Origin of the sequence: Streptomyces sp. cf386 (genome assembly GCF_900103585.1) — a bacterium.
GTDB lineage: Bacteria > Actinomycetota > Actinomycetes > Streptomycetales > Streptomycetaceae > Streptomyces.
On sequence record NZ_FNHV01000011.1, the window covers coordinates 243,612 to 266,792 of the forward strand.

General features: G+C 71.3%; 20 protein-coding genes. 8 read left to right on the top strand and 12 right to left on the bottom strand.

Annotated elements, in window-relative coordinates; all coding sequences use genetic code 11:
• Positions 1-100 precede the first annotated feature (100 nt).
• The 3 genes from BLU79_RS28010 to BLU79_RS28020 all read left to right on the top strand — a co-directional run bounded on the left by BLU79_RS28010 (position 101) and on the right by BLU79_RS28020 (position 4,096).
• Complete coding sequence (locus tag BLU79_RS28010) at positions 101-826, top strand: GntR family transcriptional regulator (protein ID WP_093908692.1); 726 nt, start codon at positions 101-103, stop codon at positions 824-826.
• Positions 823-3,348, top strand: a complete 2,526-nt coding sequence (locus BLU79_RS28015) for a dolichyl-phosphate beta-glucosyltransferase (protein ID WP_093908693.1) — start codon at positions 823-825, stop codon at positions 3,346-3,348. Before BLU79_RS28010 ends, BLU79_RS28015 begins: the two co-directional genes overlap by 4 nt.
• 97 nt (positions 3,349-3,445) lie before the next feature.
• Positions 3,446-4,096, top strand: coding sequence for a phospholipase D-like domain-containing protein (locus tag BLU79_RS28020; RefSeq protein ID WP_093908694.1), 651 nt, complete (start codon positions 3,446-3,448; stop codon positions 4,094-4,096).
• On the opposite strand, the gene BLU79_RS28025 is transcribed toward BLU79_RS28020, so the two are convergent.
• Complete coding sequence (locus BLU79_RS28025; protein ID WP_093908695.1) at positions 4,089-4,385, bottom strand: hypothetical protein; 297 nt, start codon at positions 4,383-4,385, stop codon at positions 4,089-4,091. The two genes, BLU79_RS28020 and BLU79_RS28025, sit on opposite strands and share 8 nt — an antisense overlap.
• Before the next feature lie 154 nt (positions 4,386-4,539).
• Between BLU79_RS28025 and BLU79_RS28030 the strand changes: the two genes are divergently transcribed.
• Positions 4,540-6,390 carry an alpha/beta fold hydrolase gene (locus BLU79_RS28030; RefSeq protein WP_093908696.1) on the top strand — a complete coding sequence of 617 codons (1,851 nt, stop codon included), beginning with the start codon at positions 4,540-4,542 and terminating at the stop codon, positions 6,388-6,390.
• Complete coding sequence (locus tag BLU79_RS28035) at positions 6,383-7,954, top strand: serine hydrolase domain-containing protein (protein WP_093908697.1); 1,572 nt, start codon at positions 6,383-6,385, stop codon at positions 7,952-7,954. Before BLU79_RS28030 ends, BLU79_RS28035 begins: the two co-directional genes overlap by 8 nt.
• Here BLU79_RS28035 and BLU79_RS28040 read toward each other — a convergent pair.
• On the bottom strand, positions 7,951-9,234 hold the full coding sequence (locus tag BLU79_RS28040) for an adenylosuccinate synthase (RefSeq protein ID WP_093908698.1): 1,284 nt from the start codon (positions 9,232-9,234) through the stop codon (positions 7,951-7,953). The genes BLU79_RS28035 and BLU79_RS28040 overlap by 4 nt on opposite strands.
• A 195-nt stretch (positions 9,235-9,429) precedes the next feature.
• On the opposite strand from BLU79_RS28040, the gene BLU79_RS28045 reads away from it, so the two are divergent.
• The gene (locus BLU79_RS28045; RefSeq protein WP_093908699.1) at positions 9,430-10,323 is read left to right on the top strand and encodes a diacylglycerol kinase family protein; all 894 of its coding nucleotides are present in this window, start codon (positions 9,430-9,432) and stop codon (positions 10,321-10,323) included.
• A gap of 56 nt (positions 10,324-10,379) precedes the next feature.
• On the opposite strand, the gene BLU79_RS28050 is transcribed toward BLU79_RS28045, so the two are convergent.
• Positions 10,380-10,877 (bottom strand): GbsR/MarR family transcriptional regulator, encoded by a 498-nt coding sequence (locus BLU79_RS28050; RefSeq protein WP_093908700.1) that lies wholly within the window; start codon positions 10,875-10,877, stop codon positions 10,380-10,382.
• Between the two features lie 73 nt (positions 10,878-10,950).
• Here BLU79_RS28050 and BLU79_RS28055 point away from each other — a divergent pair, with 73 nt between their 5' ends.
• A complete protein-coding gene (locus tag BLU79_RS28055) occupies positions 10,951-11,859 on the top strand; it encodes an ABC transporter ATP-binding protein (RefSeq protein WP_093908701.1) in 909 nt (302 codons plus the stop codon).
• A complete protein-coding gene (locus tag BLU79_RS28060; protein WP_093908702.1) occupies positions 11,856-13,466 on the top strand; it encodes an ABC transporter permease in 1,611 nt (536 codons plus the stop codon). The genes BLU79_RS28055 and BLU79_RS28060 overlap by 4 nt, the downstream gene beginning before the upstream one ends.
• 205 nt (positions 13,467-13,671) lie before the next feature.
• Here the strand turns inward: BLU79_RS28060 and BLU79_RS28065 are convergent, their stop codons facing one another.
• From BLU79_RS28065 to BLU79_RS28105, 9 genes are all read right to left on the bottom strand, one after another.
• Positions 13,672-14,892: a cytochrome P450 gene (locus BLU79_RS28065; RefSeq protein ID WP_093908703.1), complete on the bottom strand. Its 1,221-nt coding sequence runs from the start codon at positions 14,890-14,892 to the stop codon at positions 13,672-13,674.
• A 53-nt stretch (positions 14,893-14,945) separates the two neighbouring features.
• Positions 14,946-15,380 carry a VOC family protein gene (locus BLU79_RS28070; RefSeq protein WP_093908704.1) on the bottom strand — a complete coding sequence of 145 codons (435 nt, stop codon included), beginning with the start codon at positions 15,378-15,380 and terminating at the stop codon, positions 14,946-14,948.
• Between the two features lie 44 nt (positions 15,381-15,424).
• On the bottom strand, positions 15,425-16,090 hold the full coding sequence (locus tag BLU79_RS28075) for a response regulator (protein ID WP_093908705.1): 666 nt from the start codon (positions 16,088-16,090) through the stop codon (positions 15,425-15,427).
• The gene (locus BLU79_RS28080; protein ID WP_256333498.1) at positions 16,087-17,421 is read right to left on the bottom strand and encodes a sensor histidine kinase; all 1,335 of its coding nucleotides are present in this window, start codon (positions 17,419-17,421) and stop codon (positions 16,087-16,089) included. Before BLU79_RS28080 ends, BLU79_RS28075 begins: the two co-directional genes overlap by 4 nt.
• Before the next feature lie 105 nt (positions 17,422-17,526).
• Entirely contained in the window at positions 17,527-18,201 is a 675-nt protein-coding gene (locus BLU79_RS28085; RefSeq protein ID WP_093908706.1) for a response regulator, read from the bottom strand.
• Positions 18,198-19,610 (bottom strand): sensor histidine kinase, encoded by a 1,413-nt coding sequence (locus tag BLU79_RS28090; RefSeq protein ID WP_093908798.1) that lies wholly within the window; start codon positions 19,608-19,610, stop codon positions 18,198-18,200. The genes BLU79_RS28085 and BLU79_RS28090 overlap by 4 nt, the downstream gene beginning before the upstream one ends.
• Before the next feature lie 10 nt (positions 19,611-19,620).
• Positions 19,621-20,895, bottom strand: a complete 1,275-nt coding sequence (locus BLU79_RS28095; RefSeq protein WP_177001217.1) for an acyltransferase family protein — start codon at positions 20,893-20,895, stop codon at positions 19,621-19,623.
• 52 nt (positions 20,896-20,947) lie between these two features.
• Positions 20,948-22,048, bottom strand: coding sequence for an alpha/beta hydrolase (locus tag BLU79_RS28100; RefSeq protein WP_093908707.1), 1,101 nt, complete (start codon positions 22,046-22,048; stop codon positions 20,948-20,950).
• 174 nt (positions 22,049-22,222) lie between these two features.
• Positions 22,223-23,125 carry an alpha/beta hydrolase family protein gene (locus BLU79_RS28105; RefSeq protein ID WP_093908708.1) on the bottom strand — a complete coding sequence of 301 codons (903 nt, stop codon included), beginning with the start codon at positions 23,123-23,125 and terminating at the stop codon, positions 22,223-22,225.
• Between the last annotated feature and the right edge of the window lie 56 nt (positions 23,126-23,181).

Sequence of the window (23,181 nt, forward strand, 5' to 3'; positions counted from 1 at the left end):
GCCCGCAGAAACGTCCTGCCGAACCGAACGCGTAAGGTGGCGTGCTCGTAGACATATACGTGTACGCCACCTCATCGCGACGACGGGAGACGCCCTGACCATGCCCGGCACCGGCGGCAACGGCTCCGTGACCCGGAGCACCCTGCGGCAGCAGCTCGCGGACGCGCTACGGGACGAGGTGCTGGCCGGCCGGCTGCAGGCAGGGCGAGAGTTCACCGTCAAGGAGATCGCCGAGCAGTACGGCGTCTCCGCGACCCCCGTCCGCGAGGCCCTCGTCGATCTCTCCGCACAGGGCCTGCTGGAAGCCGACCAGCACCGCGGCTTCCGCGTCCACGAGTACTCCCTCGACGACTACCGCGGCATCATCGAGGCCCGCGGCCTGGTCATCGACGGCATGTTCCAGATCCTCACCACCGAACGCGCCACCGGCCGCACCCCCGGCCGCACCGGCCACCGCGACCCCGCCGACCCCCGCGTCCTCGCCGCGGTCGTCGGCGTACGCCGCCGCGCCGAGGAGGCCCAGCGCGCCGCCACCGCCGGCGACCTCACCGTACTGATCGGCTACGACCTGCGCTTCTGGCGCGAACTCGGCGCCCTCTTCGGCAACCCCTACCTCGCCGACTTCCTGCACCGACTGCGCGTGCAGTCCTGGGTCTGCGCGGTCCAGCACCTGCGCCGCCTGGACGACCTGCGCGGCCACCTGTGGTCCGGGCACACCGACCTGGTCGACGCCCTGATGCACCGCGACCTGCCCACGGCCCGCTCGATCATCGCCGCGCACGACGCGGACTCCCTCGCGCTGATCGAGCGGCTGGCGTCCGGATGAGCCAAGAGCGGGAGCGGCCGGAGACCCCCGACCCCGCCAAGAGCCCCGACCTCACCGACTTACCCGGCCGCGCCGACCCCACCGACGTCCTCGACGTACCCGACGTACCCGGTGTGCCCGACCTCTCCGTCGTCATCCCCGCCTACAACGAGGAACACCGCCTCACCCACACCCTCGACACCCTCACCGACCACCTGACCGACGACACCCAGCGGCCCGACTGGGAGATCATCGTCGCCGACGACGGCTCCACCGACGCCACCGCCGACCTCGTCACGGCCCGCGCCCGCCGGAACCCCCGTATCCGCCTCGTCACCACCCCCCGCAACCGAGGCAAGGGCCACGCCCTCCGCCTGGGCGTAGCCGCCTCCCGGAGCCGCCGCGTTCTCGTCACGGACGCCGATCTCGCCACGCCGATCGAAGAGCTCGAGCGGCTCGACAAGGCCCTCACCGAGGGCAACTCCGCCGCGATCGGCTCCCGTTCGGTCCCCGGCGCCACGATCGGCGACCGCCAGCACCGGCTGCGCGAACTCCTGGGCCGTGCGGGGAACCTGCTCATACGCCGTACCGCCGTCCCCGGCATCCGCGACACCCAGTGCGGCTTCAAGCTCTACGACGGCGACCGCGCCCGCGAGGCCTACGCCGCCTCCCGCGTCAACGGCTGGGCCATCGACGTGGAGGTGCTACGGCACCTGCACCGCGCCGGCCACCCCATCGCCGAGGTCCCCGTCCGCTGGTCCCACCGGCCCGGCTCCAAGGTCGGCCCCCTCGACTACGCCCGCACCCTCTCCGAGATCACGCGCATAGCGGCCCGCTCCCTGCGCCCCGCCGACCTCTTCGCCCCCTTCCTCTTCCTCCTCATGTCGGTGGCCCTCTACTCCGCCCGCTTCTTCGACCCGGCCCACCGCTACCTCCCCGACTCCCTCCGCGACCAGAACCAGTGGGAGTGGTTCTTCGCGGTCACCGCCGACAACGTCGCCCACCTCCGCAACCCCCTCTTCACCGACCTCCAGGGCTTCCCCGACGGCGTCAACCTCATGGCCAACACGGTCATGCTGGGCATGTCCGTCCCCCTCACCCCCCTCACCCTGACCGTCGGCCCCGCGGTCACCCTCAGCCTGGTCATGACGCTGGGCCTCGCCGCCACCGCGGCCGCCTGGTACTGGCTGATCGTCAAACACGTCGTCCGCAGCAGGACCGCGGCCTTCCTCGGCGCGTCCCTCGCCGCCTTCGCCCCGCCGATGGTCAGCCACGCCCACGCGCACCCGAACTTCGTGGTCCTGTTCATGATCCCGCTGATCATCGACCGCGCCCTGCGCCTGTGCACGGGGACCCGGGTCGTCCGGGACGGCGTCGTCCTGGGCCTGATGGCGGCCTATCAAGTCTTCCTCGGCGAGGAGCCGTTGCTGCTCGCGGCGCTGGGCATGCTGCTCTTCGCCGCCGCCTACGCCGCCGTACGCCGCGACACCGCACGCGCATCCTGGCGCCCGCTCCTCAGAGGCCTGCTCATCGGCGCCTCCGTCTGTCTTCCCCTCGTCGTCTACCCACTGGTCTGGCAGTTCGCCGGCCCGCAGAGCTACACCGACATCGAGCACAACCCCCGCTCCTTCAACAGCCCCCTCGCCCTGCTCTCCTTCGCCGAGCGCTCCTGGCTGGCGGGCGACGCGGAGACGGCGAGGGAACTGGCCTTCAACACCACCGAGCAGAACGCCTTCTACGGCTGGCCGCTGGTCCTGCTCGCCTTCGTGATCCTCGTACGACTGTGGAAGCGGGCCCTGGTCAAAGCGCTGGCGTTCACGGCCGTGGCCGCCGCGTTCCTGTCCCTCGGGCGGGAGTTCCGCATCCCGCTCACCGATGTCACCCTCCCCGGCCCCTGGAGACTCCTCGCCGACAAGCCGTTGTTCGAGGCGGTCATCGAGAGCCGGGTCGCGATGATCTGCGCCCCCGCGCTGGGCATGCTGGTCGCGCTCGCCGTGGACCGCCTGCTCACGGCACGCCACCTGCCCACCCGCTACGTCGGCCTGCTGGGCGTCGGCCTCGCCCTGCTCCCCCTGATCCCGGCCCCGCTGAGGGCGGTCGACCGCGTCGACGTCCCGGCCTTCATCGCGGACGGGACCTGGAAGTCGTACGTCCGTGAGGGCGAGTCGCTGGTGCCGGTGCCGTTGCCCGATCCCTCCGACGCGGAGGCGCTGCACTGGCAGACCGAGGCCGGCCTCGGCTTCAAGCTGGCGGGCGGCTACTTCAACGGCCCCTACGGCGATGAACGGATCGGCATCTACGGCGCCGAGCCCCGTTTCACCGCCAACCTGCTGCGTGATGTGCGTAACTCGGGCGACGTCCCTCCGGTCGCCGAGTCCTGGCGGGAGCAGGCCCGGGCGGACCTGGCGTACTGGCGGGCGGGCGTACTGGTGCTGGCCCCGCAGCCGAACGACGGCGCGCTGCGTGAGACCGTGGAGAAGCTGGTGGGCGGCCCGGGGCGGTGGGTCGCCGGAGTATGGGTATGGGACCTGCACGAACAGTGAGGATCCGGATCAGGACGACGATCCCGCACAGGGGGTCCGCCCACGCCCCGCACCGACTACCCTTCCCTGACCACTGTGCTACCTGAGGAGCCCTCTTTTGGCCTGTGACCTGTGGCTGGTACCGCTCGTCGACGTGTTGTGCCACACCCCGGACAACCCGTTCGCCGAGGAACTCGCGGAATACAACAAAGTCCTCGCCGAGGCCGGGCTGCCGCCGGTGCCCGTGTACCAGTACATGCCGGGCCTGTCCGGCGACGTCGCCCCGGTCGCCGGCTTCGACTACGACGCGCTGCACTTCCTGCGCCGGGCGTATCTGCTCCAGGTCTGCGGGCTCCCGGTCACCCCGGTCGACGACCTGGGCGGCGACTACGAGCAGCTCCTGGAGATGTTCGAGTCGACGGCCCAGCAGTCCCACCTGGTCTGGCACTACGACCACGCGGGCGCCTACGTCCCCGTCGACTTCCCGGCCCCGCTCTCCAGCGACGAACTCCTCGCGGGCGGCGGCCCTTTGGGCTCCTCCCAGTCACTCCTGCGCGAGCTGGAGTTCGTGGCCCAGGTGATCGGCATCGACCCGGCCAACCCTCCGGCGGCCCCCCAACCCCCGGCGGCCCCCACCGCCCTGGAGGAACCGGCCAACCCCGCCCCCTACGACCCGAGCCCCTTCGCCCGCGAACGGCATGTGTGGCTGGGGCTGCACGCCGCGGCGACGCGGAGTCTGGCGCAGGGTTCGATGATCGTGTTCAGCTGAGCTTCAGCTGGGACAGCCCCTTCTGTACGTCATCGAGGTTCATCACCGGCGTGTAGTCCAGCCGGGCGCCCAGCTCGAAGAAGAGCGGTTCGGCGATCACCGGCATCTGGGAGGGATCCTTCAGGTCGAAGAAGAAGAACATGGTGCGGAGCCCGCCGTCGGTGGTGAAGTAGGCGGCTTCCGGCTTGATCTTCTCCATCAGCTCCTGGAGGACCTGGGGCAGCTTGCCACTGCGAATGGCGTCGTTCCCCTTCTCCGTGTCGAGTTGGGCCTTGAGCAGCACGCGCATGACGTTCCCCTTCTCCTGGTCGCCCCCTGATCGCTCCCTGAGCCCTCACGCTAGGGGCGCGGCACGCGCGTCGCCCGCTCACTGCTCCATCCGTGCATGACCCCATTGGCCGTGTCGGAATGCGGCGCGCGTGCGGCCTCCGCAGCATGACGACATGCACATACGCAACCGCCGCACAGCTGCCGCAGCCGCGATGTTCCTGACCGGTCTGACGGTGCTGTGCGCGGGTGGCCCCCCGCCCATCAGCCGCCCCCAGCCTGATCTGCCACCGAGACAGACAGCCAAGGGGTCCGACGAGTTCGACGAGTTCGACAAGTCCACGACCGCGGACTCGAAGGCCGCCACGCACACCGTCGCCTCCGGGGACACGTTGTGGGACATCGCCCGGCAGGCCCTCGGTAGCGGACTGCGGTGGGACAGCGTCTACACCCTCAACCGGCGGACCATCGAGGACGAGGCCCGTCGGCACGGATACGCCTCCAGTCACCGCGGCCACTGGATCTTTCCCGGGACCGAGCTCGCCCTGCCCCGGTCCCTGACGTCGCAGACACGGCCGGCGTCGCACTTCGTGCCCGGTCCGTGCCCGACCAGGTACGAGGAAGAACTGACCGACGTCCGCTGCGGGTCCCTCGTCGTACCGGAGAACCGGGCCCGCCCGTCCTCGCGAACCCTTCGCCTGGCCGTTGCGAGGGTTCCCTCGGCATCGCCGAAGCCACACCCCGATCCGATCGTGTTCTTCGCCGGCGGGCCCGGCGTGGACGCCATCGGCGACATCGCGGAACTCACCAAGGCCGGCCTGAACCGTGACCGCGATCTGGTCGTCATGTCCCAGCGCGGGACGCTCTCTTCCCCGCCGACGCTGACGTGTCCTGAGCTCGACCGGTTCTACAAGCAGCGCATCCACCTGCTCTATGACGCTCCCTCCACCGGAGACCTCTATGCCCAGGCGGCGGCCCGGTGCCGCGATCGCCTGACAGCCCAGGGAGTCGACCTCGCGGCCTACAGCTCCAGCGAGAGCGCCGCGGACGTGGCGGATCTGCGCAAGGCACTGGGAATCCCACGGTGGAATGTCCTTTCGCATTCCTACGGGACTGAACTGGCGCTCACCTACATGCGCATGTTCCCGCAGGGAATCCGCTCGGTGACCCTCGACGGTGTCGTACCGCCGTCCGTGGCGACGCCCGGGTGGACGTGGAGCAGCGTGAAGGAGTCGTTCGACGCCCGACTGAGTGCCTGCGCGGCCCAGCCCTCCTGTCGGCAGCGCTACCCGGACCTCGGTGCCACCTTCCTCCGCCTGGTCCGCCGGCTGGAGGCCGATCCGATCACCACGCACGTGACGGTGCCGCAGGTCGGGAAGGTGAAGGTGGTGCTCGACGGTGGGGCGCTGCTGAACTGGATGGTCCTTGCCAGTCACAACGCCGACGTCTTCCCGTTGACCGTCGACGATCTGGCCCACGGCCGCCTCCAGCGCGTCGCCGAGCAGTGGGCGGCCACCCGTCTTCCCGGAACCGAAGGCGTGTTCGCTCACGGGTTGTCGCTCAGCGTGTGGTGCAGCGAATGGGTTCCGTTCGAGACCCCCCGCGAAGAGCTCGCCCGCGGGCAGCGCGCCTTTCCGGGCCTCCCCCACTCGGTCCTGGCCCAGCCGCCCCAGCTGGCGTTCCTGCGGCAGGCATGCCAGGTCTGGGACGTCCCGAAAGCACCCGACGCCATTCGCACGGTCACACGCGGCGACATCCCGACCCTGGCCATGTCCGGCAGTTTCGACGCCCAGACCGGGGCTCAGTGGGGGCGCTACGCGGCCCAGTCTCTTTCCCGCTCCAAGGTGGTGACCCTGGCCGGACTCGCCCACGGGGGGACGTTGTTCACCAACGCGTGCGGGGCAAAGGTGATCACCTCCTTCTTCGACAACCCCGAGGCCCCCGACACCGGGTGCGTGGCCTCGGTGAAACCGAAACCGTTCGTCATCGGCGGTATCGGCGCTGCGGGAGGCGTTACCGGTGAGTGAAGGCCCCGCCCACTGGTCCCGCCGCGGCTTTCTGAAGGCGGCGGCCGCGGTGGGCTGCGCGACCGTTTCGCTGGCTCCGGCGGCGGCGTCGACCGCGTCCCCGCGATCCGCTGTCTCCGGCGGCGACACCGGCGACACAGGGGGCACAAGGGACACAGGCGGCACGGGGGCGGCGCTGTTCAGCGAGCTCGACGCCAAGATCGAGGAGGCCATGAAGGCCTACGCGATCCCCGGGGCGGCGGTGGGCGTGCTCCTGAACGGCGAGGAGTACATCAAGGGTTACGGGGTCACCAAGGTCGACAACCCGGTCCCGGTGGACGGCGACACCGTCTTCCGGGTCGGCTCGACCACCAAGACCTTCACCGGTACGGCACTGATGCGGCTGGCCGAGCGGGGCAAGGTCCAGCTGGACGCCCCGGTGCGCCGCTATCTGCCCGAGTTCGCGGTGGCCGACCCGGACGTGTCGGCGCGGGTCACCGTGCGGCAGTTGCTCAACCACAGCGCCGGCTGGCTGGGCGACGACTACCAGGACTTCGGCCCCGGCGACGACGCACTGGCCCGCTTCGTGACGTCCATGGCCCGCCTGCCCCAACTCACGCCCCCTGGAGAGGTGTTCGCCTACAACAACGCCGGCCTGTGCGTGGCCGGACGGATCATCGAGGAGCTGACCGGCACGACCTACGAGGCGGCGGTGCGCAAACTGGTCATCGATCCGCTCGGGCTCGACCACAGCCGCTTCTTCAGCGACGAGATCGTGGGCTTCAACGTCGCGGCGTCCCACAACGTCGTCGACGGCAAGGCCGTACTGGAGCCGTCCTTCTGGCCCCTGCCCCGCAGCCTCACCCCGACCGGCGGCCTGATCTCCAGCGTGCGCGACCAGCTGAACTGGGCCCGCTTCCACCTCGGCAACGGCACGGCCCCCGACGGCACCCGGCTGCTGAGCAGGGCGTCGTTGGCCCAGATGCGCTCGCGGCCCGGCCCCGGCGGCACGCTGGTCGTGGAACTCGACGGCATGGGAGTCACCTGGATGCTGCGCCCGACGGCGCAGGGACCACGCATCGTGCAGCACGGCGGGACCTGGCCGGGCCAGATCTCGGGCTTCCTGATGGTCCCCGACCGCGGCTTCGCGCTGACCCTGCTGACCAACTCGGAAGGCGGGACGCGGCTCAGGGACGACCTGTTCACCGACGACTGGGCCCTGAACCGGTTCGCCGGGGTGACCAACCTGCCGGCCATGGCCACCACATTGAGCGGCCGGGAGCTGGCACCTTACGAGGGCCGTTACGTGGCAGAGCGGATCAACGACGAGGGCGCCATGGAGGACGTCGTCATCGAAGTCGACCGGCGCAACGGCCGGCTGCGCGGAACCCAGAAGTCCCAGGGGGAGACCGGCGAGCTCGGTGTCGCCTTCTACCGAAGGGACTTCGGACTGGATCTCGACGCCGACGGCAAGCAGATCGGCACTCGCTCCGACTTCGTGCGCGGACCCGACGGGAAGGTGGCCTGGTGGCGCAACCACGGACGGCTGTACCGCCACCAGGCACCTTCAGCACTTCCGAACTAGAGGAACGAGTTGATCTCGATCGTCTCGTCCCGCCCGGGACCGACACCGATCGCGGAGATCGGCGCCCCTGACATCTCCTCCAGCGCCTTCACGTAGTTCTGCGCGTTCTTCGGGAGGTCCGAGAAGGACTTGGCCGACGTGATGTCCTCGGACCAGCCGGGCAGGTTCTCGTAGACCGGCTTGGCGTGGTGGAAGTCGGACTGGGAGTACGGGAGTTCCTCGACGCGCTTGCCGTCGATCTCGTACGCCACGCAGACCGGGATCTCCTCCCAGCCGGTCAGGACGTCCAGCTTGGTGAGGAAGAAGTCGGTCAGGCCGTTGACGCGGGTGGCGTAGCGGGCGATGACCGCGTCGAACCAGCCGCAGCGGCGGTCACGGCCGGTGGTGACACCCCGCTCGCCGCCGATACGACGCAGCGCCTCGCCGTCCTCGTCGAAGAGCTCGGTCGGGAACGGACCCGAGCCGACACGGGTCGTGTAGGCCTTGAGGATGCCGATGACCCGGCTGATCTTCGTGGGGCCGACGCCCGCGCCCGTGCACGCACCGCCGGCGGTGGGGTTGGAGGACGTGACGAAGGGATAGGTCCCGTGGTCGATGTCGAGGAGCGTGCCCTGGCCGCCCTCGAAGAGGACCACCTTGTCCTGCTCCAGGGCCTGGTTGAGCACCAGGACCGTGTCGGCGACGTACGGCGCGAGCTTGCCGGCGTAGCCCAGCAGCTCCTCGACCACCTGGTCGACGGCGATCGCGCGGCGGTTGTAGAGCTTGGTGAGGATCTGGTTCTTGACGTCGAGGGCCGCCTCGACCTTCTGGGTCAGGATCGACTCGTCGTAGAGGTCCTGGACCCGGATGCCGACGCGGTTGATCTTGTCCGCGTACGTCGGGCCGATGCCGCGGCCGGTCGTCCCGATCTTCCGCTTCCCGAGGAAGCGTTCCGTCACCTTGTCCACCGTCACGTTGTACGGCGTGATGATGTGAGCGTTACCGCTGATCAGGAGCTTCGACGTGTCGACGCCGCGCTCGTTCAGCCCGTTCAGCTCGGAGAACAGGACCGACGGGTCGACGACGACACCGTTGCCGATGACCGGGGTGCACCCCGGGGACAGGATTCCGGAAGGGAGCAGGTGGAGGGCGTACTTCTGATCACCCACGACTACCGTGTGGCCGGCGTTGTTGCCGCCCTGGTAGCGCACCACATAGTCGACGGATCCGCCTAGCAGGTCCGTCGCCTTTCCCTTGCCTTCGTCACCCCACTGAGCACCGAGCAGCACAAGTGCGGGCACGCGCGTACACCCCTTCCGGGCGGGGCATGTCCAAGGTCAGGGGTGCACGCGTAGTGTTCCGCCGCGTGCACCACCGCCGGCCGCGACCGTCGTTGGCCGCGAACCGTCGTACCGGATGGCCCCGGAATAGACGAAGCCCCTGGCGCAATAGCGCAAGGGGCTCTTGCACAAAGATGCTACCCGAGGAAGCGAGGCATGGCCGAGGTGGCGACTTTCGCGATGTCCGACCAGCTGCTGGTGGTGATCGATCCGGTCGCTCGGATGATGGACGGGGAGTCCGTCAGGATCGCGAAAGACGTGCTCAGCGCGGGTGCGGCCACGAAAGTGTGCCTGCCGGACGATCCCGACGAGTTCGCCCGGGCCCTGGCGCGCCGGGGATCGCGGCGGCCCGTGGTCGTCGGCGACGACCACGCGCTGACCCGCGCGGTGACCCTGCTGCACCGGCAGCGGGAGCTGGCCGAATGCGTGCTGTCGGTGGTGCCGGTCGGGGGTGCGCTCTCGCTGGCCAAATCCCTCGGGGTACCGACGGGCGCGGTGGCAGCGGCCCGGGCCGTGCTGGAGGGCGCGGAGCGACGGCTCGATCTGCTCGTGGACGACAGCGACGGTGTGGTGTTGGGCACACTGCGGATCCCGCCGGTCCGGGAGCCCGTAGCGCCGGACGGCCCCGAGGGGGAGGGGCCGGCTTCAGGGCCGGGTGCCGGGTCCGGCGCGGGGCGGCCGTGGTTGCGAACATGCCAGTCGCTCGTACGCACGCTGGTGCCGACGCGCCCCGCCTCCGGCACCGGGTCCGGGCCCGGGTCCGGACCGTCGCGGCTGCGGATCGAGGTGGACGGCACGACCCTGGTCGATCTCGACCAGCCGGTCGAGGCGGTGTCGGTGACACCGGGGATCGCCGGCGTGGCCAAGGTGGAAGTACGTCCGCTGTCGGTGGGCGCGGAGACCTCACCGCTGCGGGCCGAGGGGCGGACCGTGACGGTGTCGGGCGCGCACTTCCGGTACGGGGCGGACACGGCGGTGTCGGGGCCGGTGCGGAGGAGGACGTGGACCGTGGGGGAAGGCGGGTTGCGGCTGGTGTTGCCGGGGCGGTGAGAGCCGGTGGACGGGCCCAGGGGCGGCGCTGGCGCCGACGCCGGTTCTGGCGCTGGTCAGCCCTGCCCGAAGGTCTCCTCCCGGTGCTCCCGCCAGCGCTCCATCATCGCCGCGATCTCGCCCTCGATGAACTCGAAGAAGGCGAGCGTCTCGGCCAGGCGGCGGCCTGCCGGGGTGTCGGCGCCGAGGCTGGTGACCCCCTCGCGCAGGGCGCTCTCCCACCGCTTGAGGACGGCTTCGCGGTTGGTCAGGGCCTCGTACCACTGGTCGCCGTGCACCCGGTAGCGCTCGCGCCGTGAGCCGGGCTCCCGTTCGCGGGACACCATGTGCGTCTGGGCGAGGTAGCGCACCGCGCCGGAGACCGCCGCGGGACTGATCTGCAGCTGTTCGCTCAGTTCGGCGGAGGTCAGCACACCCTTGTCGGAGGCGAGGAGCGCCGCGAAGACCCGGGCGGCCATGCGCTGCATCCCGGCTTCGACGAGCTGGGCCGCGAAGGACTCCACGAACTTCGACACGGACTCGACGTCCCGCCCGTCGCCGGCTGTTTCCGTCATGCGTTCATCCTATCCGTGCTTCATACGCTTCCTTAACTTCACAAATTTCTGAAAGAAGCGTACGTTCTGAAGCATGACGAAGGCCATTACCGTCTCCGGACTCCACAAGTCGTTCGGCAAGACGCACGCGCTCGACGGGCTCGACCTGGACGTCGAGGCCGGCGAGGTCCACGGCTTCCTCGGCCCCAACGGCGCCGGCAAGTCCACCACCCTCCGCGTCCTGCTCGGCCTGCTGCGGGCCGACTCGGGCGGCGCCCAGGTTCTCGGCCGCGACCCCTGGACGGACGCGGTGGAGGTGCACCGCCGGATCGCCTACGTGCCGGGTGACGTGACGCTGTGGCGGAACCTGTCGGGCGGTGAGGTCATCGACCTCTACGGCCGTCTCCGCGGCGGTCTGGACACCCAGCGCCGCGCGGATCTGATCGAACGGTTCGAGCTGGACCCGACGAAGAAGGGCCGCACCTACTCAAAAGGCAACCGGCAGAAGGTCGCCCTGGTCGCGGCATTCGCTTCGGACGTGGACCTGCTCATCCTCGACGAGCCGACCTCCGGACTGGACCCGCTGATGGAGGAGGTCTTCCAGCGCTGCGTGGAGGAGGAGCGGGACAAGGGCCGTACGGTCCTGCTCTCCTCGCACATCCTCAGCGAGGTCGAGGAGCTCTGCGACCGGGTCAGCATCATCCGCAAGGGCCGTACGGTCGAGAGCGGTTCGCTCGCCGACCTGCGCCATCTGACCCGGACGAGCGTCACGGCCGAGCTGGCGGGCGCACCCAACGGACTGTCACATCTCCCCGGCGTCCACGACCTCGACGTACAGGGCCGGCGCGTCCGCCTCCAGGTCGACACCGACAAGCTGGACGCCGTACTGCGCTCGCTGAGCGAGTCCGGCGTGCGCTCCCTGACATCGACGCCGCCGACGCTGGAGGAGCTGTTCCTGCGGCACTACCAGGACGACGTGCGCGAAGGGGTGGCCGCACGATGACCACAACCGCGACCGCCTTCGACGTACGGCCGACAGGCTCGCGCCAACTGGCCGGCACCGGAACGCTGCTGCGCTTCGCGCTGCGCCGCGACCGGCTGATGATCCCGGTCTGGGTCGGCGTGAACGCACTCATGATCCTCTCCATGCCGAACACCCTGGAGAACCTGTACGACTCCCCGGCCGACCGCGCGGGGCTGCTGCAGGACACGGCGGGCAACGCCTCCTTCCGCGCGCTGATCGGCCCCGTCTTCGACGACTCGATCGGCGCCCTGACGGCCTGGCGGGTCGGCGTGTACGCGGGCGCCCTCGCGGCCGTGGTGAGCCTGCTCCTCGTCGTACGGCACACCCGGGACGAGGAGGAGAGCGGCCGTCAGGAGCTGGTGGCGTCCGGGATGGTGGGGCGCCGGGCCTCCCTGACGGCCGCGCTGCTGACAGCGGCGGTCGCGAACGCCGTACTGGCCCTGCTGGTGACGGCCGGACTCGCCGGACAGGGCGCCTCCGGGGCGCTGGCCTTCGGGCTGGGCCTCGCCGGGGTCGGCATGGTGTTCGCCACGCTGGCGGCGATCGTCGCCCAGTTCACGGAGAGCGCACGGCTGGCGCGGGGGCTGACGGCGGGGCTGGTGGGCGCCGCGTTCGTGCTGCGGGCGGCGGGCGACTCGGCGTCGGACGACGGTTCGTCGGCGCTGACCTGGGCGTCGCCGCTGGGCTGGCTGGAGAACCTGCGGTCCTTCGCGGACGAGCGGTGGTGGGTGCTGCTGCTGTTCGCGGGGGCGGCCCTGGTGCAGGGCGTGGTGGCGTACGAGCTCGCCGGGCGCCGGGACGTGGGGATGAGCTTCCTGCCCACCCGGCCGGGACCCGCCCTCGGCCGGCTCCGCACGGCGGGTGCGCTGGCCTGGCGGCTGCAGCGGGGCAGCGTGCTCGGCTGGAGCATCGGGTTCTTCCTCGCCGGGGTCATCTACGGCGGGCTCACCGACGGGGTGGCCGATCTGGTCGGCGACAACGACAACGCGCGGGAGATCTTCGAGCGCATGGGCGGCCAGTCGGGGCTGACGGACGCGTTCCTGGCGTCGATGGTCGGCATGCTGGGTCTGATCGCCGCGTTGTATGTGGTGGGTTCGGTCCTGCGGCTGCACGGCGAGGAGACCTCGATGCGGGCCGAGCCGATCCTGGCGGGCGCGGTGGGCCGCCTGCGGTGGGCCTCCGGCCACCTGCTGATCGCCTTCGCCGGTGCCGCACTGATCATGCTCCTCACCGGCCTGGGCTTCGCCGTCGGCTACGGCAAGCAGATCGGCCCGATCCTGGGCGCCTGCCTGGTCCAGCTTCCGGCTGTGTGGGTCGTCGGGGGGCTGGCCGTGCTGCTGTACGGGGTGCTGCCGCGCGCCGCGATGGCGGCCTGGGGCGTGGCCGGGGCGGTGCTGCTGATCGGCTGGGTGGGGCCTGCGCTCGACGTCCCGCAGGCGGTGCTGGATCTGTCGCCGTTCGGGCATCTGCCGAAGTTGCCGGGTGGGGGGATGGAGTGGGGGCCGGTGCTGGTCCTGCTCGGGCTGGCGGCTGTGCTGGTGGCCGGGGGGTTGGTGGGGTTGCGGCGGCGGGATCTGACGACGTGAGGGGTGGTGGGGGTGCCGTGGGGGTGTTTCGCCCCCGCCGCCCCTACCCGTCCCATCCCCAGGGGCTGCCGCCCCTTCGACCCCGCCTCCTGGGGGCTGCCGCCCCCAGACCCCCGCTATCGGCCCCGAAAGGGCCTCGTCCTCAAACGCCGGACGGGCTGAAATGCCCGGACCGGCGCCTGGAGACGCACCCTACGAGTCTGTCCTACGCCGGCTCCACCACCAGGCCCTCCAGTCCCCGGATCACGAAGTTCGGCTTGCGCTCCGGCTCCGCCGACAGGCGCAACGTCGGCGCCTGCTCCAGCAGCGCCGTCATCGATGCCGCCAGCTCGATGCGGGCCAGCGGTGCGCCGATGCAGTAGTGGATCCCCGCGCTGAAGGAGATGTGCGGGTTCTCCTTGCGGGTGAGGTCCAGCTTGTCCGGGGCCTCGAAGGCCTGCGGGTCATGATTCGCGGAGCCGAAGAGCATGGCGATCTCCGCGCCGCGCGGGATCGTCGTGCCGGCGATCTCGATCTCGTCCAGGACCCAGCGTTCGAAGAGCTGGAGCGGGGTGTCGTAGCGCATCAGCTCCTCGATCGCGGAGGGGATCAGGGAGTGGTCGGCGCGCAGGGCCGCCAGCTGGTCGGGGTTGCGGAACAGCGCCCACCAGCCGTTGACCGTGGCGTTCACCGTGGCCTCGTGGCCGGCGTTGAGGAGGAGGACGGCCGTCGAGATCATCTCCTGCTCTGTGAGCCGGTCGCCCTCGTCGTACGCCGCGATCAGGCCGGAGATCAGATCCTCGCCGGGCTCCTTACGGCGGGCCGCGATCAGCTCCAGGAGGTAGTCGGAGAACTCGACCGAGGCGCGGACCGCCCTGGTCGCCGTCTCCTCCGACGGGTTCAGCTCGTACATTCCGCAGATGTCCGCCGACCAGGGCCGCAGCTGCGCCCGGTCCGCCTCCGGAATGCCCAGCATCTCGGCGATCACCGCGACCGGCAGGGGCTCCGCGACGTCCGCCAGCAGGTCGCCGCCGCCCGCCTCGACCAGCCCGGACACCAGCTCGCCCGCCAACTGCCGCACATACGGCTTCAACTGCTCCACCGTGCGCGGCGTGAACGCCTTCGACACCAGCCGGCGGATCCTGGTGTGGTCCGGCGGCTCCAGGTCGAGCATCCCGTGGTCGTTGAGGACGTGGAACGGCTCGTGCTCCGGCGGGGGCGCGGTGCGGCCGAAGTCCTCGTGGGAGAACCGGTGCTGATACGTCCGGCCCAGCCTGCGATCACGCAGCAGCGCCGAGACGTCCGCGTGGTGCGGCACCAGCCACTGGTTCGTGGGCTCGAAGTAGTGCACCCGGCCGCGGGCACGCAGCTCGGCGTACGCGGGGTACGGGTCGGCCAGGAACGCCGGGTCCCACGGGTCGAAAGCGAGGTCGGAAGGAGCTGCCATGCACGGACGTTAGAACGCCCTCCCCCTCCCTGACCAGGGGTGCAGGGCCCCTCTTACGCCGCGCCGAAGTCGGGGAGCGTGATCGTGCCGTCCTCGGCGAGCGGGAATCCGGGGTTGTGGGCGACCTCCCAGGCGTGGCCGTCGGGGTCGACGAACGCGCTGGAGTAGAAGCCGATCTCGTTCACGGCCGCCGGCTTGGTCACCGTCCCGCCCGCCCCTTCCACGGCCGCGAGCAGCTCGTCGACCTCCGCCTCGGAACGGACGTTGTGCGCGAGGGCGATCCCGTCGAAACCGCCTGCCCGCCCGGGCTCCAGACCGCAGTCCCGGGCCAGCTTCTCCCGGCCCCACAACACCAGCCCCAGGCCTCCCGCCTGGAAGAACACGGTCTCCGCGACCTCCTGCCCCCGCCAGCCCAGCGCCTCGTAGAACGCCTTGGACCGGGCCAGATCGGAGACTCCCAGCGTGATCAGAGTGATGCGCTGTTCCATCCCCTCACCGTACGTCCGACCCGGATGCCGCGCGGCTGGTCGCGTCAGCCCGGGGTGACCAGTCGGGCCTCGTAGGCGAACACCGCCGCCTGGGTGCGGTCCCGCAGGCCCAGCTTCACCAGGATGCGGCTGACATGGGTCTTGATAGTCGACTCGGCGACCACCAGGCGCTCGGCTATCTCCGCGTTCGACAGGCCCTGGGCGATCAGGACCAGCACCTCCGTCTCGCGCTCGGTCAGTTCCCCGTACGCCGCGTGCGCGGAGGACATCAGACGCGGGGAGTCGGACAGCTTCGAGAACTCCGTGATCAGCCGCCGGGTGACGGAGGGGGCGAGCAGGGCCTCGCCGGCCGCCACCACCCGTACACCGTCGGCGAGCTGGCGTGCCGAGGCGTCCTTGAGGAGGAAGCCCGAGGCTCCCGCGCGCAACGCCTGGTACACGTACTCGTCGAGGTCGAAGGTGGTCAGCACCAGCACCTTGGCAGCACCGTCGGCGGCGACGATCTCGCGGGTCGCCTCGATGCCGTTCAGCTCCGGCATGCGGATGTCCATCAGCACGACGTCCGGGGTGAGTTCGCGGACCCGGTCCACCGCCTCGCGGCCGTTGACCGCCTCGCCGACGACCTCGATGTCCGGCATCGCGTTGAGCAGGACCGAGAAGCCCTCGCGCACCATCATCTGGTCGTCCGCGATCAGCACGCGGATGGTCATGAGTTGTCCTCTGTGGTCGTGGTGACCGGCAGGAACACCGCCACCTCGTAGCCGCCGTCCTCTGTCCGGCCCGCCGTGATCTCACCGTTCAGCATGGAGACACGCTCCCGCATCCCGGTGATGCCGTGCCCGGCGCCGGGTGAGGGTTTCACCAGGGCGGGCGCGGGCGGCGGGCCGTTGACTATGCGCAGGCCCAGGCCGCCGAGGACGTACCCGATCTCGACGCGGGCGCTCGCGCCGGGCGCGTGCCGCAGGCTGTTGCTCAGCGCCTCCTGCACGATCCGGTACGCCGACAGCTCCACTCCCGGCGGCAGCTCACGCACCGCGCCGGTCACCGCCTTCTCGACGGCCAGTCCGGTGTCCCGCACGTTCGTCAGCAGCGCGTCCAGGTCGGCGAGGGTGGGCTGCGGGGCGTCCGGGGCCTCGTAGTCCTCGGCGCGGACGACGCCCAGGACGCGGCGCAGTTCGGTGAGGGCCGCCACCGCGTTCTCCCGGATGGTGGCGAAGGCGCGCTCCAGCTCCGGCGGCGGGTTCTCCACCCGGTAGGGGGCGGCCTCGGCCTGGATGGCGACGACCGACATGTGGTGGGCCACCACGTCGTGCAGCTCGCGGGCGATCGTCGTGCGCTCCTCCAGCAGGGTGCGCCGGGAACGCTCGTGCGCGGTCTCGGTCTGCTGGGCGGTGACCTCCTGCCGGGCGTCGCGGCGTATGTGCCAGAGAGCGACGACGAGCAGGACCATCGTGGAGATGACCATCATGGGGCCGGTGTTCGTGCCGTAGTAGCCGCTGCCGCCACCGGCGTCTGCCAAGAGGCCGTACGCCCCCGTCACTCCCCACATCCACGCCGCCGTGCGGGGCCTGGTGCGAAGGGCCACGACCGTCAGCACGGTCAGATGGCAGGCGAGGCTGCCCGGCATCCACGGCCATTCGCCCGCGCCGCCGATCACCGCGACGATCGGAGTGGCGGCCATGGACAGCCAGAACGCTCCGACGGGCCGCGCCATGGTCAGCAGAATCGGGATCGCACAGAGCGGACCGACCAGCAGGGACGGCCCGTCGGTGTCGACACTGCCGATGAACAGGGTGAGCAGGGCCACCGTGGTGATCACGGCATGGGGTGTCCAGGCCGCGTACTCGCGCAGACGGCCGGGCAGCCGACGGGTCAGCGGCCCGTCGACCCGCATCCGCGGCAGCGGACGGTAGACGAAGGCGTCGTGGAACAGGTCCTGCCGCAGCCCTTGCAGGGCGTCCGCGGCCAGCCGGAACTCCGGGCTGCGCGGCTTGGCGCCGTCCCCCGGTGGCGGTGTCTGCATGTGGGTCGTCTCGGTCACGTACAGAACGGTAGGCGCACAGGGTGTCGCGGTCGTCCCCAGTGAGAGGGGTTCCCGCAGGTCCCTCTCAGGTACTACGGGTATCCGTGCTGGTCGTGCCCGGGGTCAGTAGCCGGAAGGCCGCACCAGTCCCGACTCGTACGCGAACACCGCCGCCTGTGTCCGGTCCCGCAGGCCCAGCTTCACCAGGATGCGGCCCACGTGGGTCTTCACGGTCTGCTCGGCCACGACGAGGCGTTCCGCGATCTCCGCGTTCGACAGGCCCTGGGCGATCAGGGCGAGGACCTCCGTCTCGCGTTCGGTGAGGTCGCCGACGCGGTCCTTGAGCGGGGCGCGGGGCCGCTTGTCCAGGCGGGAGAACTCGGTGATCAGCCGCCGGGTGATGCCGGGCGCGAGCAGCGCGTCGCCGGCCGCCACGATCCGCACCGCCTCGGCCAGTTGGTCCGCCGAGGCGTCCTTGAGGAGGAAGCCCGAGGCGCCGGCGCGCAGGGCCTCGTACACATACTCGTCGAGGTCGAAGGTGGTCAGCACCAGCACCTTGATGTGCGGGGTCGCCGTGGTGATGCGACGGGTGGCCTCGATGCCGCCGAGTTCCGGCATGCGGATGTCCATCAGGACGACGTCGGGGACGAGTTCGGCGACCCGCGCCACCGCGTCCAGGCCGTCGACCGCCTGGCCGATCACGTCGATGTCGGGCTTGGTGTTGAGCAGCACGCTGAATCCCTGCCGGACCATCTGCTGGTCGTCGGCGATGAGTACCCGGATGGTGCCGCTCGTCATGTGGAGTCCTTCTTGGGGTCGTTGGCGGTGCCGACAGCGGGATCCGGGGCTTCGCAGTCCGGGGCGTCCGAGTCCGGGGGGTCGGAATCCGGGACCGTGGGTTCGGGGGTTGCCGGGAGGAACGCGATCACTTGGAAGCCGCCGTCCGGCAGGGCGTGTGCCGTCATGGAACCGTCGAGCATCGCGACCCGCTCCCGCATACCCAGCAGTCCGTGGCCGACGCCGGGCGACGGCGGTGCCGGGTGCGTCGGCCGCGAGTTGACGACTTCCACGTCCAGCCCGAGGGGGGTGTGGTCGAGGCTGACGCGGGCGGTCGCGCCCGGCGCGTGGCGCAGTGCGTTGCTCAGCGCCTCCTGCACGATCCGGTACGCCGACAGTTCCACACCGGACGGCAGCGGCCGCCGCTCGCCGCTGACCTCGACGCTCACGTCCAGGCCCGCGGCGCGGGTGTTCTCGACGAGAGCGTCGAGCCGGTCGAGGGTGGGCTGCGGGGTGTGCGGGGCGACGCCCGCGCCGGGCTCGTCGAGCGCGTACGCGCCGTCGGGATGCTCGGAGCGCAGGACGCCGAGCACCCGGCGCAGTTCGGTCAGTGCCTCCAGCGCGTTCTGCCGTATGCCGTCGAGGTTCTCCTTCAGCTCCTCGGGCGGGTTGTCGACGAGGTGCGGGGCGACCTGGGCCTGGATCGAGATGACGGACATGTGGTGGGCGACCACGTCGTGCAGCTCGCGCGCGATGCGGCTGCGCTCCTCCAGCAGGGTGCGCCGGGCGCGCTCCTCGGCGGTGAGCGTGGTCTGCTCGACGAGTTCCGCGCGTGCCTCGCGACGGCCGCGCAGGGCGACGCCGAGGACCACGACGATCGCGAACAGGATGATCGCGAGCACCCCGGTGGGCTGGTAGTTGCCCGCGCCCCACGGCCCCTGGATGACGTAGGTGACGAGCACGGTCAAGGTCAGCGTCTCGACCGACACCCGGGTGCGCACCCTCAGGGCGAGCAGCAGCAGCACGGCCATCTGCCCGATGATCCCGGCCGCGGTCCAGGGCCAGGTGAAGTCCTGCGCGTCACCGGCCAGCAGGTGGCGACGCACCTCGACGGCACCCGCCACCATGGCCCCCATCGAGAGCCACCACCCGGGTACCGGCCGCCACAACGCGAGGACCACGGCGCCGCCCTGCGCGAGCCCGATCGCGAAGGCGACCTGAGGGCCCGCCCCGCCGTTGTCCCCCAGCTGCGCCACAGCCCCCAAGGTGACACCGAACGCGACAAGGCAGAGCACGCCGTGCGGCAGCCAGCGCAGCCAGGTGGACGGGGGCAGCGGATCCGCCCGGCCGGTCCACAGATCGTCGCGCAACACCCGCAGCCAGCGTCGCACTCGGCCCGCGAGCGGGTGCTGGGTCCCCGTTTCCGTCACGTCGTCCACCTTAGGCACGGCGGACGCCAGTCGCCGCCGCCCGATCTGACGGACGGTGTGCCCGCACGACCCGCGAGCGGCCCCGCCCCTTTCCGCTGCGTCCGCCCTGCTCGTAGGAGCGAAAGGCGGCCCAACAGACCGCGAGGGCCAGCGCGAAGACCGGGAGCCAGATCAGACGGGCCGCCACCCAGCCGAGGTGGTCGGGGAGGGTGTGCAGGCCGGGGAGGTGGCCGGTCGGCAGCAGCGCGGCCGTGGTGGCCATCAGCGCCGTCTGGTGCCAGAGGAAGATCGTCATCGCGGAGAGGTTGACGAGGGCCACCGCCGCCCAGGCCAGGGGGCGTCGCATCGCGCGGCGCAGCGGCTCGCGCAGCAGCAGGGCCAGGCCGCACTGGGCCAGGCCGAAGGTGACCGCGGCCAGTGTCGGCGGGTTGAGGTTGGAGACTCCGGCACCCGGGACGCCGACCATCGACGCCGGATAGCCCGCCCAGGCGACCAGCGCGGCCGTCGCGACCGCGCCGCCCGTCAGCAGGATCCAGCCCTCCCCCACTCTCGACTTCGCTCGAGCGAGGGGACCCCCATGGCGGCGCTCCAGCTCGCCCCGGGTCCAGGCCGCACCCAGGGTGTACGGCACCAGCCAGCCTGCCGCCACGTTCACCCAGCCGAGCCAGGCGGGGGCGCCGAATCCGAAGCGCAGGAGGTCCACATGGAGGACGACGGCCAGGGGCCACAACGGGTTGAGGTGCAGGAGGAGGGGCGTCACCGCCGTCAGCGCCGCGAAGACCAGGAGGAACCACAGCGGGGACAGGGCCAGTTTGAGCAGCGTGTGGATGGTGGCCGTGTCCGTGCCCGAGAGCAGCAGCAGGACCGATGCCACCGTCCACAGGGTGAGGACGGCCGCCACCGGCTTGAACAGACGGGACAGCCGGGACCGCAGCCACTGTCCGTACGTCGTCCCGCGCTGTCGGGCCGACCGGTAGCTCCGGGTCGCCACATGACCCCCGACCAGGAAGAACACGGCAAGGGTCTGGAAGATCCAGGAGATCGGGGCCAGCCAGGGCAGGTGCTGGAGCGGGCTCGCCGTATGCAGGCCCACTCCGTCGCCGTCCACCACCAGGGCCGTGACCAGCCAGTGCCCGAGAACCACACCGAGGATGGCGAAGGCTCGCAGGGCGTCGACCGCCCGGTCCCGGTCGGCGGGGGTGGCGGCGTCGACGCGGCCGGCGCCCGTGCGTATGCCGTGCCATGCGCCGCGCAGACGGCCGGGGCGGGGCGAGGGCTCGGGCATCGACACGGGCGGCGATGCGGACACCGACGGCGGTGCGGACACAGACATCGACTCAGCCATGAGTCACCTCCGAGGTCTCGCCCAGGACGATGCGGGTCAGGTTGGCCAGGGAGGTCGACCCCGGCCTGAAGTAGTCGCTGTGGCCGCCGCCGCCCGCCGCGAAGACCCGTGCGCCGAAGGACGGGGACACCGGGTCGGTGCCGAAGCCGACGGTCGTGCCGAGCAGGTCGATCTCGATGTGCGGGACCTCCGCGACCCAGTCGTCACTGCCGCGGCCCGCCCAGACCCGGGCCGGGGTGTGCAGGGCCGTGGCGGTGTCCGCGCCCGTGCCGGGGCTGCCGATCAGCGCGATGTCGTCCACGTCCAGGTCGGAGGCCGCACGGCCGCAGACCACCGAGCCGTAGGAGTGGCAGAGGAGGGAGATGTGGGGGCGGCGGTGGGGCGAGCCGGTCGGCTTGCCGTCCGTGCGTGCGCCCGGCTCGTACCGGCCGCTGTTCTCCGTGAGCGCGCGCAGCTGTCGTATGAACTCCCGCAGTTTCGGGGCCGCTTCCTCGGCTCGGCCCGCCGTCGCCACCGTGGTGCTGACCGTGGCCGGGGTTTCGTAGCCGAGCCAGGCGACGACCGCGGTGCGGGTGCCCTGCGGGGCCTCCCGGCCGAGCCGTTCGTGCAGGGCACCGGCGGCCTCGCGGAAGCGGTCGTAGGTGTCGATGGACGTGTCGGAGCCCGGGACCAGGACCGCGATGCGGTCGGCGTGGGCCAGGTCGCCGAAGACCTCCGTAGCGAGGCCCAGGCCGCGGCCGTCGAAGGTGAGGAAGTGACGGGACGGGTCGGCCATCGCGCGGTCCGCTGCGGCCCGTTCACGGTTGCCGTGGGCCGCGGCCATGCGGGACGCCTCGGCGGCGTTGGCACGGTTGGCCGCGTACGCCTCGTCCAGCGTCACCGACGTCACCGGTGCGGCGACGGCGGCCGGGGCCGGGGCGGGGATCTCCGGGCGGGCGGCGCCGGACAGCGGGACGACCACGGCGCCGGTGATGAGGGTGGCGAGGAGGGCTCGGCGCCAGCCGTGGGTGCGGCGGCGGGTGTGGCGCGCTCTGTCCGTACCGTCGGACTTCTTCGGCTCGCTCGCCTCGGCCGCCCCCGTCGTACGCCCCATGGTCGTCTTCCCTTCCAGTCCGCCCGGCCATCGGGCTTGCCTGGTGGGGAAGTTACGGATCGCGACTCGTCGTCCGCGTCACGCCAGGGAGCTCATCTGCGACGTAGCTCTCAGGTATTACGGGTATCAGAGGGGCTGTCCGGTAGGGGGGTCAGAGCGCCCTTACGAGACGCCTCACCACGCCAGCTGCGCGATCTCCTCCACCACCACCGCACAGGCGTCCGCCGCCGGATCGATCAGCGGAAAGTGCCCGACGTCCTCCAGCAGCGTCAGCCCGACGACCTCCCCCGCCTTGGCCGCCGCGTCCGCGTACGACTCGGCGACGGCGTGCGGAACGACATCGTCCGTGCGGCCCTGGACGAGGGTCGTCGCGATGCCGGTCGGGAGCAGGAGCGCGGGATCGGCGTACGGCCGACGCTCGGCGAACTCCTCGGCACCGCCCAGGAGTTGGCGTGCGGCGCCGCCGCAGACGTCCAGCTTGTCGGCGACCGTGAAGTCGGCGATCGGGGCCAGGGCGACCACACCCCGCAGAAGCGCGGGACGGTCGGTGCGCCAAGGGGCGTCCGCGGGAAGGACATGGCGCGCCGCCGCCCAGAGGGCCAGGTGGCCACCCGCCGAGTGGCCGGTGAGCACGGTCCGGCGCGCGTCGGCCTGCGGGAGCAGCTCCCGTACCAGCGCGGGCAGCGCGTCCAGCGCGGCGGCGACATCGTCGAAGGTCTCCGGCCAGCGCCCGGCGACCGGGCCACCGCCGGAACCGGCAGAGCCGCCCGCACCCTCCCCGGTCTCCGCGCCTCGCCTGTACTCCACATTGGCCACGGCAAACCCCCGCCGCGCCAGAAAGTCCGCGAACGGCGTGACATGCCGTCGGTCGTACGGCGCCCGCCAAGCCCCGCCGTGCAGCAGAACGACCAGCGGCGCCGGGCCGCCCGGACCTGCCTCGCCGCGTGGCGCGTAGAAGTCGATCACCTGATCGGGATGGTCGCCGTAAGTGGCGATGGCGTCGGGGTCGACGGGCGGGTGCGAGAAGGCTGACTCCTCCTCCGCGGCGCTCCGGGCTGCTGCGACGTCGTCCGGCATGCTCCAACCTCTCAGCGGCGTAAAGGATTTGGACGGTGGCGGGGGTGTGGCGGACC

Excerpts from the sequence above, each read along its gene's own strand:
- BLU79_RS28010 (WP_093908692.1), top strand. The coding sequence starts at position 101 with ATGCCCGGCACCGGCGGCAACGGCTCCGTGACCCGGAGCACCCTGCGG.
- BLU79_RS28015 (WP_093908693.1), top strand. The coding sequence starts at position 823 with ATGAGCCAAGAGCGGGAGCGGCCGGAGACCCCCGACCCCGCCAAGAGC.
- BLU79_RS28025 (WP_093908695.1), bottom strand. The coding sequence starts at position 4,385 with ATGCGCGTGCTGCTCAAGGCCCAACTCGACACGGAGAAGGGGAACGAC.
- BLU79_RS28030 (WP_093908696.1), top strand. The coding sequence starts at position 4,540 with ATGCACATACGCAACCGCCGCACAGCTGCCGCAGCCGCGATGTTCCTG.
- BLU79_RS28045 (WP_093908699.1), top strand. The coding sequence starts at position 9,430 with ATGGCCGAGGTGGCGACTTTCGCGATGTCCGACCAGCTGCTGGTGGTG.
- BLU79_RS28050 (WP_093908700.1), bottom strand. The coding sequence starts at position 10,877 with ATGACGGAAACAGCCGGCGACGGGCGGGACGTCGAGTCCGTGTCGAAG.
- BLU79_RS28055 (WP_093908701.1), top strand. The coding sequence starts at position 10,951 with ATGACGAAGGCCATTACCGTCTCCGGACTCCACAAGTCGTTCGGCAAG.
- BLU79_RS28060 (WP_093908702.1), top strand. The coding sequence starts at position 11,856 with ATGACCACAACCGCGACCGCCTTCGACGTACGGCCGACAGGCTCGCGC.
- BLU79_RS28065 (WP_093908703.1), bottom strand. The coding sequence starts at position 14,892 with ATGGCAGCTCCTTCCGACCTCGCTTTCGACCCGTGGGACCCGGCGTTC.
- BLU79_RS28070 (WP_093908704.1), bottom strand. The coding sequence starts at position 15,380 with ATGGAACAGCGCATCACTCTGATCACGCTGGGAGTCTCCGATCTGGCC.
- BLU79_RS28075 (WP_093908705.1), bottom strand. The coding sequence starts at position 16,090 with ATGACCATCCGCGTGCTGATCGCGGACGACCAGATGATGGTGCGCGAG.
- BLU79_RS28085 (WP_093908706.1), bottom strand. The coding sequence starts at position 18,201 with ATGACGAGCGGCACCATCCGGGTACTCATCGCCGACGACCAGCAGATG.
- BLU79_RS28095 (WP_177001217.1), bottom strand. The coding sequence starts at position 20,895 with ATGCCCGAGCCCTCGCCCCGCCCCGGCCGTCTGCGCGGCGCATGGCAC.
- BLU79_RS28100 (WP_093908707.1), bottom strand. The coding sequence starts at position 22,048 with ATGGGGCGTACGACGGGGGCGGCCGAGGCGAGCGAGCCGAAGAAGTCC.
- BLU79_RS28105 (WP_093908708.1), bottom strand. The coding sequence starts at position 23,125 with ATGCCGGACGACGTCGCAGCAGCCCGGAGCGCCGCGGAGGAGGAGTCA.